The organism is Tessaracoccus luoxuelianae, from assembly GCF_055326245.1.
Genome location: NZ_JBUZNO010000008.1, coordinates 145679 through 158762 on the forward strand (window position 1 = coordinate 145679; position 13084 = coordinate 158762).

12 protein-coding genes are annotated in these 13084 nt (G+C 72.0%); 9 read left to right on the forward strand and 3 right to left on the reverse strand.

Going from position 1 to position 13084, the window contains the following annotated elements; all coding sequences use genetic code 11:
- Positions 1–24: 24 nt before the first annotated feature.
- The 4 genes from ACZK39_RS13055 to menD are packed head-to-tail and all read left to right on the forward strand — an operon-like array spanning position 25 to position 4380.
- Positions 25–1032 (forward strand): AMP-binding protein, encoded by a 1008-nt coding sequence (locus ACZK39_RS13055; protein WP_463613558.1) that lies wholly within the window; start codon positions 25–27, stop codon positions 1030–1032.
- Positions 1029–1907, forward strand: coding sequence for a 1,4-dihydroxy-2-naphthoate polyprenyltransferase (locus ACZK39_RS13060; RefSeq protein ID WP_463613559.1), 879 nt, complete (start codon positions 1029–1031; stop codon positions 1905–1907). The genes ACZK39_RS13055 and ACZK39_RS13060 overlap by 4 nt, the downstream gene beginning before the upstream one ends.
- Positions 1904–2851: an o-succinylbenzoate synthase gene (locus ACZK39_RS13065; protein WP_182782310.1), complete on the forward strand. Its 948-nt coding sequence runs from the start codon at positions 1904–1906 to the stop codon at positions 2849–2851. Before ACZK39_RS13060 ends, ACZK39_RS13065 begins: the two co-directional genes overlap by 4 nt.
- Positions 2848–4380, forward strand: a complete 1533-nt coding sequence (gene menD, locus ACZK39_RS13070; RefSeq protein WP_463613560.1) for a 2-succinyl-5-enolpyruvyl-6-hydroxy-3-cyclohexene-1-carboxylic-acid synthase — start codon at positions 2848–2850, stop codon at positions 4378–4380. The genes ACZK39_RS13065 and menD overlap by 4 nt, the downstream gene beginning before the upstream one ends.
- Here the strand turns inward: menD and ACZK39_RS13075 are convergent.
- On the reverse strand, positions 4366–6093 hold the full coding sequence (locus ACZK39_RS13075; protein WP_459056333.1) for a TM0106 family RecB-like putative nuclease: 1728 nt from the start codon (positions 6091–6093) through the stop codon (positions 4366–4368). The two genes, menD and ACZK39_RS13075, sit on opposite strands and share 15 nt — an antisense overlap.
- A gap of 1 nt (position 6094) precedes the next feature.
- Positions 6095–6790, reverse strand: coding sequence for a demethylmenaquinone methyltransferase (locus ACZK39_RS13080; protein ID WP_459056334.1), 696 nt, complete (start codon positions 6788–6790; stop codon positions 6095–6097).
- 68 nt (positions 6791–6858) lie between these two features.
- Here ACZK39_RS13080 and ACZK39_RS13085 point away from each other — a divergent pair, with 68 nt between their 5' ends.
- Genes ACZK39_RS13085 through ACZK39_RS13095 form a run of 3 tightly spaced genes read left to right on the forward strand, consistent with a single transcriptional unit; the run spans position 6859 to position 9894 of the window.
- Positions 6859–7560, forward strand: coding sequence for an alpha/beta fold hydrolase (locus ACZK39_RS13085; protein ID WP_459056335.1), 702 nt, complete (start codon positions 6859–6861; stop codon positions 7558–7560).
- 58 nt (positions 7561–7618) lie between these two features.
- Positions 7619–8269 (forward strand): ABC transporter ATP-binding protein, encoded by a 651-nt coding sequence (locus ACZK39_RS13090; RefSeq protein ID WP_182782314.1) that lies wholly within the window; start codon positions 7619–7621, stop codon positions 8267–8269.
- The gene (locus tag ACZK39_RS13095) at positions 8266–9894 is read left to right on the forward strand and encodes a DUF6297 family protein (protein ID WP_182782315.1); all 1629 of its coding nucleotides are present in this window, start codon (positions 8266–8268) and stop codon (positions 9892–9894) included. Before ACZK39_RS13090 ends, ACZK39_RS13095 begins: the two co-directional genes overlap by 4 nt.
- Before the next feature lie 10 nt (positions 9895–9904).
- Here ACZK39_RS13095 and ACZK39_RS13100 read toward each other — a convergent pair whose 3' ends face one another.
- Positions 9905–11158, reverse strand: coding sequence for an isochorismate synthase (locus ACZK39_RS13100; protein ID WP_182782316.1), 1254 nt, complete (start codon positions 11156–11158; stop codon positions 9905–9907).
- Between the two features lie 235 nt (positions 11159–11393).
- Between ACZK39_RS13100 and ACZK39_RS13105 the strand changes: the two genes are divergently transcribed.
- Both ACZK39_RS13105 and ACZK39_RS13110 read left to right on the forward strand, forming a co-directional pair.
- The gene (locus tag ACZK39_RS13105; RefSeq protein ID WP_182782317.1) at positions 11394–12692 is read left to right on the forward strand and encodes a geranylgeranyl reductase family protein; all 1299 of its coding nucleotides are present in this window, start codon (positions 11394–11396) and stop codon (positions 12690–12692) included.
- Positions 12693–12713: 21 nt separating this feature from the next.
- Positions 12714–13073 carry an NADH-quinone oxidoreductase subunit A gene (locus ACZK39_RS13110; RefSeq protein WP_182782318.1) on the forward strand — a complete coding sequence of 120 codons (360 nt, stop codon included), beginning with the start codon at positions 12714–12716 and terminating at the stop codon, positions 13071–13073.
- Positions 13074–13084: the final 11 nt, after the last annotated feature.

The following is a 13084-nucleotide window of genomic DNA, read 5'->3' on the forward strand; positions in this document are numbered from 1 at the left end:
TCGCGGGGTGGCTAGGGTGGCGCAATGGAGCAGTGGATCGACGCCGTGCGACACCTCCTCGACGACGGCGAGGGCCTGTGGCTCGCGGACGGGGCAGGCACGGCGCCGGCCGGTCACGCGGTGGTCGGCACCTCCGGCTCCACCGGGCAGGCCAAACACGTGCTGCTGTCCCGCGAGGCGCTCGCGGCGGCGGCCGATGCGGCCCACGGGCGGCTGGGATTCCGCGCCACCTGGCACCTCACGCTGTCGCCCCGATACGTGGCGGGCCTCATGGTCCTGGTGCGCGGGCTGAGGGGAGACGGGGTCCGGGTCGGGGACCCGACACTCGCGGGCCTGGCGCCCGTGGCGGGCCGCAACGCGGTGTCGATCGTGGCCACGCAGCTCTACCGCGCACTGGAGGCGCCCGCCCTCGCGGCGACGCTGGCGCGGTTCGACGCCGTGCTGGTGGGAGGCTCCGCGCTGAGCACCCAGCTGCGCGCCCGGGCCGAGGCGGTGGGGATCCGGGTGATCGAGACCTACGGAATGAGCGAGACCTGCGGAGGCGTGGTGTGGGACGGGGTGCCGCTGCCCGGCGTCGGCGTGCGGCTCGGACCCGAGGGTCGCGTGTCGGTGGCGGGGCCAACCGTGTTCAGCGGCTACCTCGGCGAACCCGGGCTCACCTCAGAGGCGTTGCGCGACGGCGCGGTCCTCACCCGCGACCGTGGCCGCTGGGTGGATGGTCGCCTCCACATCGACGGCAGGATCGACGACGTGGTCATCAGCGGCGGCGTCAACGTGGACCTCGCCCAGGTCCGTGCCACGGCCCGCGGCCTGGACGCGGACACCGAGGTGCTGGCCGTCCCCGACCACGAATGGGGGGTGCGGCTGGTGCTCTTCGCCCGTCACGGAGGCCTGGACCAGTGGCGCGAACGGCTCCGCCCTGCGCTCCCGGCCGCCGCCCTCCCGCGGCAGCTCGTGCTCGTCGACGCCCTGCCGCGGACCGCCGGTGGCAAGCCGGACCGCGAAAAGCTCCTAGAGTTGCTCCGGTCATGAACGAGACTCTCTCCGTCTGGGTGGCCGGCGCCCGCCCGCGCACCCTGCCCGCCGCCCTCGCCCCCATCCTCGCCGGGGCCGCCAGCGCGCTGGCGCTCGGCCACCAGGACTGGGGGCTCGCCGCCCTCTGCCTCCTGGTCGCTCTGGCGCTGCAGGTGGGCGTCAACTACGCCAACGACTACTCCGACGGGGTGCGCGGCACGGACGACGACCGCGTCGGGCCGATACGGCTGGTGGCCTCGGGCCTCGCGTCGGCCCGGGCGGTGAAGCTGGCCGCGTTCGCGGCTTTCGCGGTGGCCGGGATCGCCGGCCTCACCGTCGTGGCGCTCACCGGCCACTGGTGGCTGCTGGCCGTCGGGGCACTGTCCATCCTGGCCGCCTGGTACTACACCGGCGGGGACACCCCCTACGGCTACCTGGGCCTGGGCGAGGTGATGGTGTTCGTGTTCTTCGGGCTGGTGGCCACCCTTGGCACCTGCTACGTCATCGCCGGCTCCGCACCGCTGCACGCCTGGCTGGCGGCCACCGCCGTCGGATCGCTGGCCAGCGCCATCCTGGTGGCCAACAACCTCCGCGACATCGCCACCGACACGCTGTCAGGCAAGATGACGCTTCCGGTGCGGCTGGGGGACCGGGGCAGCCGGATCTTCTTCACGGTGCTGGCCGCGGTGGCGGTGGCCGCGACACTCGGGTTCGCCGCCCTCACCACGTGGTGGGCCCTCCTCGGGTTGATGGGCGTCCTGCTCCTCATCGCCCCCCTTCGCCTCGTCCTCGGCGGCGCCGTCGGGCGTGACCTCATCCCCGTCATCGCCTCCACGGGCATGGCCGAGATCGGCATCGCGGCAGGCCTGCTGGTGGGAACCTCCCTGGTATGAGGCTCCACGTCTACGACGTCGCGCTGCGGGTGCCGTTCCGCGGGTTGAGCCGGCGCAGCGGGATCCTGTTCCGGGGCCCGGCCGGGTGGGCCGAATGGAGTCCCTTCCCCGAGTATGGCGATGAGGAGGCCGCCGCTTGGCTGAGGGCGGCGCTGGAGGCGGCCGAGCTCGGTCACCCGGGCGCGGTGCGAGACAGCATCGAGGTCAACGGGATCGTGCCCGCCCTGGCCCCGGGGGAAGCAGCGGCCCGCGCGGTGGCCTCCGGGTGCCGCAGCATCAAGATCAAGGTCGCCGAGCGGGGCCAGGGGCTCGACGACGACGTGGCGCGGGTCGCGGCCGTGCGCTCGGCCCTCCCTGAGGCCAGGATCCGGGTGGACGCCAACGGCGGCTGGAGCCTCATCCAGGCCCGTGACGCGCTGCGCGAACTGGCCGTCCACTGCCTCGAATACGCCGAGCAGCCGTGCACCACGGTCGAGGAGCTGGCCAGGCTGCGCGCCATGAACCTGGGCGTGCCCATCGCCGCAGACGAGTCGATCCGGCGCGCGTCGGACCCGCTGCGGGTGCGCGACGCGGGGGCGGCCGACATCGCCGTGCTCAAGGTGCAGCCGCTCGGCGGGGTGCGCGCCTGCCTGCGCCTCGCCGAGGAGATCGGGCTCCCGGTGGTGGTCTCCAGCGCGGTGGAGACCTCCGTCGGCCTGCGGGCCGGGGTGGCGTTGGCCGCCGCCCTGCCCGAGCTGCCCTACGCCTGTGGCCTGGAGACGGGTCGGCTGCTCGACGGCGACGTGGTGGGCAGGCCCCTGCTCCCGAAAGCGGGAACGATCCGCGTGCGCGACGTCGAGCCTGAGCCCGAGCTACTGGAGCGGCACGCCGCCGGCCCCGAGCTCACCCGCGTCTGGTTGGATCGGTGGCAGCGGGTCCGCCGCGTGGTGGAGGAGGGGCGATGAGCAGCATCGAGCTCGGCGCGGTGGTCATCGACGCGCTCCTCGGCATGGGCGTCACGGACGTGGTGCTGGCACCAGGGTCCCGCAGCGCCGCCCTCGCCCTCGCGGCCGACCGGGCGGACAGGGCCGGGGCGCTGCGGCTGCACGTGCGCATCGACGAGCGCGTGGCCGGCTTCACGGCGCTGGGGTTGGCGAAGGAGTCCGGCCAGGCGGTCGCGGTGATCACCACGTCGGGAACCGCGGTGGCCAACCTGGCCCCGGCCGCGATGGAGGCCCGCGCCTCAGGCGTGCCGCTGGTGCTGATCACGGCGGACCGCCCCGCGCACCTCGTCGGCACCGGGGCCAACCAGACCGCAGACCAGGTGGGCGCCTTCGGGCCCTCCGTGCTGGGCGTGGTGCGGCTGTCGTCGGAGTCCGGCGACGCCGACGCGTGGGCGGCGGGGGTGCACCGCGCCGTCGTGCTGGCGGAGGGGCGACGGTCGCGGCAGCCGGGTCCGGTGCAGCTCAACGTCGAGTTCGCGACCCCGCTGCTCGGGGAGTTGCCGCCGCTGAGCAGCCGGGGGCTGGAGGTGTCGCGGTCGGGCGGCCACACCGCCGTCGAGCTGGACGGGCGCCGCACCGTGGTGCTGGTGGGAGACGCGACGCCCGCCGTCGGGGTGGAGGCGCGGGCCCTCGCCGAGGTCTCCGGCGCTCCGCTGCTGGCCGAGCCGTCGTCGAACGCCCGGAGCGGCCCCAACGCCATCGCGGGCTACCGCGACCTGCTGGCCGGCGTCGGGGCGGACATCGAGCGGGTGATCGTGGTGGGGCATCCCACGCTGTCGCGGCCGGTGACGGCGCTGCTGTCGCGGGCGGACGTGGAGCTGGTCGTGGTGGCCTCGGCGGCCTCCTGGATCGACCCCGGCCACCGCGCGGACGTCGTCGCGGACCGGGTGCTGCTCGGGGATCAGGATCCCGCCTGGCTTGCGCGCTGGCGGGCCGCCGACGCCGGGCCTGGGCTGCCGGAGGGCCTCACCCAGCGCCACGTGGCCGACGCGGTGCTGGCCTCGCTGGGCGCCGGTGATGACCTGGTCCTCGGCTCCAGCTCGATCATCCGGGCGGCGGACCTGTCCGCGATCTCCCCGGCACCACCGCGGGTGTTCGCCAACCGTGGGCTGGCGGGGATCGACGGCACGGTGGCCACCGCCACGGGCATCGCGCTCGCTGGGCGGCGCCCCACCACCGTGCTACTGGGCGACCTCACCCTCCAGCACGACCTCGGCGCCCTCGTCCGCCCCGCCCAGGAGCCAGCTGCGCGGCTGCGGATCGTGGTGGCCGACGACGGCGGTGGGTCGATCTTCCACGGGCTCGAGCAGGGCGCGCCGGCCTACGCGGACAGCTTCGAGCGGGTCTTCGGCACCCCCCAGGGAGTGGACCTGGCGGCGGTGGGCAGCGCGCTGGGTTGGCGCTCGCGGATGGTGCGGACCCAGGGGGAGCTCGCCGAGGCGCTCGCCGGTGACGCCGAGCTGATCGTGGCCGGGCTAAGCCGGGGCTGAGCCCACCCCGGGCGCGGCGTCGAGCGCCGTCAACCACTCCCGGACCGCGAGGGTGGCCCGGACGTCGTCCTCGTTGTACTGCAGCACCCGCTCGCGGGCGGAGGCCCGCGCCTCGGCGGTGGGTCCGCTGACCGCCTCCCGGAACCAGCTCTGTGAGGCCAGGCCGCCCGGCTCCTCGTCGCGCCACGCGAACTTCGCGCCCCGCGTGGCCACCACCTTGAGCCCCAGGCCGTCCACGCCGACGAAGTTGTCCCGCACATAGCTGAACAGGTCCACGAAATGCGTGCGGATCAGCCGGCACGCCTCCTTCAGCGCCGGGCTGCCGCTACGCTCCGCCAGGCGGTGCAGGTGAACGGTCTCGTAGTCGCTGTAGTGGAACACGCGAAGCCGGGGGTGCCTGGCCACCATCGCGAGGAGCCACTCGGCGAGTTCCTCGGCGAGCTCGAACTCCGTGCGCCCGGCCATCGCCTCGAACCGGCTGAACTGCACGTAGCGCGACTCGCCCGCGCCGTCGACGCCGGTGAGCAGCGCCCCCCACAGGTAGACGCTGCCGTCATCTGCGGTCTCGATGTCCAGATCCACCTCGACGGCGGCCCGGGGTACGCCGATGGGCTCGACGCTCACCCGCTCCAGCTCCACGCCGTTGGCCAGCATCCGCGCCCGCCGAGCGGCCTGCCGGAGCCGCTGCTCCGGGCGGTCGCGGTGCTGGGTGAGGGGAAGGTAGCGGGGCAGGAGGTCCTCGACGTCCGCCTCGGCGAGCTGAGCCACCGTGGTGATGCCGAGGCTCATCAGGGTCTGCAGCTCGCGGACGTCCAGGGGGGCCTTCGAGATCCGCAGCGAGAGGTCGTCGTCGTCGATCCGGGTGCGGCAGACCGACCACCAGGAGCACCACTCGCACTCCTTGACCCGGATGGGCCGCACCACCGGCGGCGGGTCGTCCACTCCCGTGCGCTCGGAGGCCTGCTCCGCCACGTAGACGCGGAACTGGTGCTCATGGTCGTAGCGCTCCAGCGCCGAGCGGAACTTGTGCCCGGCCGAGCGGGAGTAGGTGCGGATGAACTTGGCCGTGAGGTCCACCCAGGTGGCGGTGGGCTCCGCCCCGGTGGCCCTGTCATCGCCGACGACCGCCGCGAGCGGCTCGGACGAGGCGAATCCGCAGGATTCGAGGAGCCGCCAGTGGTGCGCCAGCTCGAGCAGCGTGCCCTCCCGGTAGACGCGGTAGCGCTGGTCCGGCAGCACCTGGCGGCTGCGGATGTCACCCAGGGGCGACCACTGGAGCGCCGTGGCGCCAACCTGCTTCTCGCGGACCCGGTAGGGCTTCACCTTCAGCGGCCAGTAGCCGGGCGCGCCCGAGGCCGTGTCCGCGCCCCTGATCAGGGCGTCCGGGCGGCCGCTGCGGTGCCCGTCCAGATCCAGCGGCAGCACGCCCCCGATGATGACCGGCGCCCCCGCGCCCATGGCGTGCAGGCAGGCCGCCTCACGCTCGGTCCACGTGGCGCCCTGCCCGTGGAGAGACCGCAGGTCCACGGCGCCCTCACTGTCCGCGGCGAGGCGGTTCAGCACCTCGTCGCGGAAGTCCGAGCCGCCCTGGAAGGACTCGCGCAGCGACTCGTCGTTGGGCTTCTCGGGCTGGCTCGCCGTGGGATCGAAGGTGTGGAAGGTCTTGACCGGGCAGCTCCGCGCCGCGTAGGCGTCGAGGACGAATCCGCTCACGTCAGGAGTTCCAGCCGCGATGCAGCGCGACGATTCCCCCCGCGTGGTCCTGCCACTCGACGTCCTGCCATCCGGCCTCGGACATCAGGGCGGCGAGCCCCGGCTGGTCCGGCCAGGCGAGGATGGATTCGGCCAGGTAGCCGTAGGCCACGGGGTTGCTCGACAGCTTGGCGATGGTGGGCAGCGCCGCCACCAGGTAGTTGGTGTAGACGTGTCGGAAGGCCGGGTTCCTGGGCGTGGAGAACTCCGCGATCACCACCCGGCCGCCCGGCCTGGTCACCCGTCGCATCTCGACGAGGGCATCGAGCGTGCGCTCCACGTTGCGCAGTCCGTAGGAGATGGTCACGGCGTCGAACGTGTGGTCCGCGAAGGGCAGCGCCAACGCGTCTCCCGCCACGAAATCCAGGTGCGGCTGCTGGAGACGGCCCTGGGTGAGCATCCCCAGCGAGATGTCCGAGGCCACCACATAGGCCCCGGTCTCTGCCAGCACGGCCGACGACGTGCCGGTGCCGGCGGCCAGGTCCAGGATCTGCTGCCCGGGCCGGGGGGCGATGGCCGCGACCGTCGCGCGGCGCCAGGCGTGCACCTGGCCGAGGCTCAGGACGGAGTTGAACAGGTCGTAGCGCTTGGCCACGCCGTCGAACATGGCGGCCACCTCGCCGCGCCGCTTCTCCATCGTCGCCCGCTGATTCTGCATTGCTGCAGCCTAGTGCTCCCTCGTGCTCATCCCCGACAGCCCGCCCGGTCCCACGGCATGCTTGAGCTGTGACCGACCCGAGCCCGCGGGGGACCCGCCTCGTCCTGGTCCACGGGTCGATGTCCTCCTCGGCGCAGTGGGCCGACTATCCGGCGCTGCTGCCCGAGTTCGACGTGGTGGCGGTGGACCTGCCGGGCCACGGGTCGCGGAGGGCCGAACCCTTCTCGACGCCCGCCGCGCTGGCCGCCATCTCGCTCGCGGCGGGGGATCGGCCGGTGGTGCTGGTGGGCCACAGCCTCGGCGGCTACCTCGCCGGCCTGGCCGCCGCCGGGATGGGGGAACGCGTCGTCGGCCTGGTCCTCATCGGGGCCACCGGCAACCCGAGGGGGAGAGTGGCCGGGCCGTACCGGGGCTTCGCCTGGCTGACCCGGCGGGTGAGCCACCGCCGCCTCGGCCGGATGCGCGTGGCCGTGGCGCGCCGCCTCGGGGTGCGGGAGGGTCTGCTCCCTGGTGACGCGTCGTACGCGGACCTGCCCGCGATCTGGCGGGCCGTGGCCGACGACTGTCCCCCTCGGATCCTGCGGGGGCTCTCCTGCCCGGTCCTGTTCATCAACGGGCGCTACGACCAGATGCGCATCGACGAGCGGCGCTACCTGAGCGTCGTGCATCGGGGCGAGCTGGCGATCGTTCCGGGCGCCACGCACTTTTCGCCGCTCACCCACGCCCCGGTGGTCGCGGACCTGATCAGGTCTTTCGTCGCCCGTCTGTGACACCCGCCCCAGCGAGCGGGGGGTGCCGATGTGCCCCCTCCTTCGTTGATGGGTCACAATGGCCAGCGTGGCTAAGAAAGACGTCGTACTCCAGGTAGACAACCTCAAGAAGGCCTATGGGCCCGTGACCATCATCGAGCACTTCAGCATGAAGGTGCACGCGGGCGAGGCGGTCGCGCTGACCGGCCGCAACGGCGCGGGCAAGTCGACCGTGCTGCGCTGCCTCGTCGGCGCGGACAGGCCGGACGAGGGCACCGTCACCGTCAACGGCACGAAGGTGACCGAGACCAACCCGGTGATCCGGCGCGCCCTCGCCACCGTCATCGACGACCTGGACTTCTTCCCGGACCTCAGCGTTGTCGAGCACCTGGACCTGCTCGCCCGCGCGCACGGGCTGCACGACCCTGACGCCCTCGTCGACGAGGTGCTCGAAGAGGTGCAGCTGGTGCCGCAGGCCGGGCAGCTGCCCAGCACGCTGTCGTCTGGTCAGCGCCGCCGCCTCGCCTTGGCCACCGCGTTCGTGAGGCCGCGCCAGCTGCTCGTGCTCGACGAGCCGGAGCAGCGCCTCGACGTCGAGGGTGTGAAGTGGCTCGGCGAGCGCCTGAAGGCCGAGCTGGCCGGCGGCCTGGCGATCGTGCTGGCCAGCCACGAGCCGTCTCTGCTTGAGGCCATCGGGGCGCGCGAACTCCGCCTGGAGGGCGCCCGATGATGGACCAGAGGCTGACGGAGGTCGGCGTCGTCGACGAAAAGCAGCTCAAGCTGCTGATGCGGGACTGGCGCAGGGGACGCGCGGACCGCAATCTGTGGCAGGCGCTCTCCGACGGCTACGTCACGGTGTTCTCGATCGTGCTGATCGGCGCCATGCTCGTCTCCTCCATCCTTCAGGCCCAGCAGACCGCCTCGGTGTGTGTGACCGACGGGTGCCTCGCCGCGCGCGGCCTGCTCCCGTGGGCCTCGGTGGCGGGGGTGCTGGCGTTCACGCTGGTGGTGGCCAGGCTGTTCGGGCCCGTGGTGGCCTCGGCGGCCGAGGGATTCTGGCTGATGGACGGACCCACGGACCGCCGCCGGCTCCTGCTGGGTCGCCTGGTCGGGGCCATCGCCGCCGCGGCTGTCGCGGGTGCTGTCGCGGGCGCGCTCATCGCGTCCCTGACCGGATCGGGCATCGCCGAGATCGGGATCTGGGCGCTGGCCGGTGGGCTCGGCGCGGCCGGGCTGATCGCGTTCGCCGCCGCCGAGCAGGGGCTGGACAGGCATTGGATCGTCACCGGTGTGCAGTGGATCATCGGCGCCGCGGCCATCGGCACCATGGTGCTGCTCGTCAGCGGCGCGGCGGGCTGGGTCAGCCTCGGCGGCCTCACCGAGCTGGCAGTCGAGCTGGCCTACATCATCGCGGGCGTCGGTCTGCTCCTCATCGTGGTGGCGGGGGCGCTCGCCGCCAAGCGGCTGCGCAACATCCGGCGGCAGCGCCTCACCTCAGGCGGGTCGCTGCTCAGCGGCCTCCAGGGCGCGGCGTTCGCGCTGGAGTTCGCGCTCATCCGCGACATCCTCGTCGAGGCGAAGTCCAAGAAGCGGGGCCACGTGCGCCCCACCCGCGGAGTCGGCTCCGGCCTCACCGCGTTGGTGATGCGCGACGTCCAGCGGCTGTGGCGGCAACCGATGCCGCTGATCACGCTGATCGCAACCATGGTGATCCCCTACGCGGTCCAGGCGCTCGGCCTTGCGATGCTCAACCCGCCGGTCTCGGCGCTGGTGCTGCTGGCCGCGCTCGTGCCGTTCATGAACGGGCTGCGGGTGCTCACCCGCACCAAGGGCCTGCAGCGCTGCTTCCCGTTCGATCCCGGCCAGATCAAGCAGGCCTCCATGATCGTCCCGGCGGTGCTGGCGCTGCTGTGGACCATCGGCGTCTTCCCGGCGTTCCTCGGGGTGGCCGGGGGAGTGGAGTCGGACCCGGTGACGGCCGCGTCGTCGGCCCTGGTCACCGGCATCGCCGGACTGCTGGCCGCGGTGCGGTGGGTCTCGGCCAAGCCGGCCGACTACTCGGGCCCCATCGTGGCCACCGGCATCGGGGCGATGCCCCCGGGGCTGCTGTTCTCATTGGTCCGGGGGGTGGACATCGTCGTTCTGGTGACGCTGCCCATCGTCTTCAACTGGCCCGTGTGGATCTCGCTGATCATCGCCCTGATCGCCTTCTTCCTGCTCCGTTCCGGCCTCGACCGGGACGCGATGATGGAGCAGCAGGCCGAGCAGAAGAGGCTCCTCGACGAGGAGAAGGCCCGACGCAGCGGTGGCACGGCACCCGGAAAGCAGAAGATCCAGGTCCAGCGGAAGCGCTGATGGGGCGGCCTCAGGCGAGGCCGAGGGCCTGCAGCATCGGGATGAACTTCGCCCCGGTCTCCTCCAGCTCGGCCTCCGGCGAGGAGTCCGCGACAATCCCGGCGCCGGCGAACAGCTGGATCTCCTCCGGGCTCTCGGCCCGGACCTGACCGCCGCGAAGCGCGATGGCCCACTCACCGTCGCCTTGGGTGTCCACCCAGCCCACCGGCCCGGCGTAGCGGCCGCGGTCCAACGACTCGAGCTCGCTGATGATGTCCAGGGCCAGGTGCGTGGGCGTGCCGCAGACGGCCGCGCTGGGGTGCAGCGCGGCCGCCAGCGTCAGCGCGCTGGCCGGCATGCTCACCACGCCGGTGATGTCGGTGGAGAGGTGGAGCACGTTGGGCAGCTTGAGGACCGACGGCGACTCGGGCACGTTCATCGCCTGGCAGTAGGGCGCCAGAGCCGAGGCCACGGACTCGACGGCGAACTCGTGCTCCGAGATGTCCTTCTGTGAACGGGCCAGCTCGGCCGCCTTCGCCAGGGGATCGGTGCCCTCGGCGTCCCGCCAGACGGTTCCGGCCAGGACCCGCGAGGTGACCAGCCCGCCATGGCGGCGGAGCAGCAGCTCAGGGGTGGCCCCGACCATGCCGTCGACGAGGTACGCCCAGGTCATCGGGTACCGGGCCATCAACTCGCCGAGGATGTGGCGGAGATCCAGCGGCGCATCCGCCCGGACACGCAGGTCCCGGGCCAGCACCACCTTGTGCACCTCGTTGCGGCGGATCAGTTCCACCACCTCGCCGACGATGTCGGTCCAGACGCGCTCGCTCATCGACCCGCCCACCAGGTCGACGCCCGTGGGACGCGAGGTGGGTTCTCCGACGGGGGGGAGAGAGGTGGTCCGGTGAGACTCGCCGAGGCGGGTCATCCAGGCCGTGCCTCCGCGGCGCCCGACGATCACCTCGGGCACGATCAGCGCCGATCGGTCCTCGGACCGGTCCGGGTCGAACGTGAAGCTGCCCACCGCCAGGGGACCCGTGCCGAACTCACCGGGCATCTCGGAATCGTGATCGATCTGGCTGGAGATCTCGTCCCACCAGACGTCGGCGGCCTCGAGCGTGTCCGTCTCGAAGCGGGCCACCTCGCCGAGGGCGACGAACCCTTCGCCGCGGCGCACGAAGGCGAAGCCAGGCGCCGACTCCGGCAGGAACCGCTCGAGCGGGCCAGGGTCTGCGATGGCGACAGTTGTCGCGCGCATCCTCGCGCTGCCGAAGTCCAGAATCACCTTCGCGAGCATAGCCGCGCACTGGGCACGAGGCCACCCGGCAACGCGGTTCGACGCGATGGCGCGGCCGATAAACGCCCGGCTAGGGGCGATGGATTACGCAACGTAGTAGTGGTGTAAATGGAAGCAGAGCGCCTTGTCATGCGCGGTTGGCCTGTTCCCGGTCGGTTGGCCGAAATCTCGGGGCACCCCCTAGACTGACCACGAGATCCGCCGCCGATGACAGGAGTCACGCATGTCGTTCGCCAAGCCTGATGGCGCGGCGCCCGCCGATACCCCCACCGAGTCAGACGTCATCGTCGTTGGCGCCGGGCCGGGAGGATCGTCGACGGCCGCGTACCTGGCACGGCACGGACTGACCGTGACGCTCCTCGAGAAGTCGCACTTCCCGCGCGAGAAGGTCTGTGGTGACGGCCTCACCCCGCGCGCCACCCGGGCCCTGACCCGGATCGGGATCGACACCTCCGAGGCGAACGGCTGGCTGCACAACAAGGGCCTGCGCGTCTACGGCGGCCGCACCGAGCCCTTCGAGCTGGCCTGGCCGGACCTCACTGACTTCCCGCCCTACGGGCTGGTCCGTCCCCGCTCTGACTTCGACGACATGCTCGCGCGCCACGCCGTCGCGCAGGGGGCCACCCTCATCGAGGGCGCCAACGTCGACGGCGCCGTGCTCGACGACCGCACCGGCCGCATCACGGGCGTCACCACCAAGGACGGGCGCTCCTTCAGCGCCCCCTACGTGGTCGCGGCCGACGGAAACTCCTCCCGCCTCGCGGTTTCGATGGGCGTCACGAAGCGCGACGACCGCCCCATGGGCGTGGCCGTGCGCACCTACTACACGTCGCCGCGCACCCACGACGACTACCTGGAGTCCTGGCTGGAGCTGTGGGACGGCAAGCCGCACGCCTCCACCCTGATGCCCGGTTACGGCTGGGTGTTCGGCATGGGCGACGGGACGTGCAACGTGGGCCTCGGAGTGCTCAACACGTCCAAGAGCTTCGGGCACACGGACTACCGCGCGCTCCTCAAGACGTGGCTGGACAACACGCCGGAGGAGTGGGGATTCAGGGACCAGAACATGGTGGGGAAGGTGCAGGGCGCCGCCCTGCCCATGGCGTTCAACCGCCAGCCCCACTACGGCCGGGGTCTCGTGCTGGTCGGTGATGCCGGCGGCATGGTCAACCCCTTCAACGGCGAGGGCATCGCCTACGCGATGGAGTCCGCCGAGATGGCCGCCTCAGCCCTTGCTGAGGCGTTTTCGCGCGGGGCCGGCACAAGGTCGGCGGAGAAGGCCATGCAGGCCTACCCCGCGGAATTGAAGGCGAGCCTGGGTGGCTACTATCGCCTCGGCACCATCTTCGTGAAGCTCATCGGTGACCCGCGGATCATGCACCTGTGCACCAAGTACGGGTTGCCCCGCAAGACCCTGATGCGCTTCGTGATGAAGCTGCTCGCCAACCTCACCGACTCGCATGGCGGTGATGCCATGGACCGCATCATCAACGGGCTGTGCAAGGCCGCGCCCTCGGCCTGACCGGAAGGAAGTAGCACGGATATGAATTACTACATCCCGATCGTGGGCATGGTGGTCCTGGCCACCGCCTTCGTCGTGATCTCGATGTCGCTCAGCCTCGTCGTCGGCCCCCGGCGCTACAACCGGGCCAAGTACGACAGCTACGAGTGCGGCATCCAGCCCACCCCGCAGCCCGTGGGCGGCGGCCGATTCCCGGTCAAGTACTACATCACCGCGATGCTGTTCATCATCTTCGACATCGAGGTGGTGTTCCTCTTCCCGTGGGCCGTGGCCTACCGGCAGTTGGGGACCTTCGCCGTCGTCGAGATGATCGTCTTCATCGTCACCGTCTTCATCGCGTACTTCTATGTCCTGCGCCGCAACGGCCTTGACTGGGACTGAGGGGAAATCTC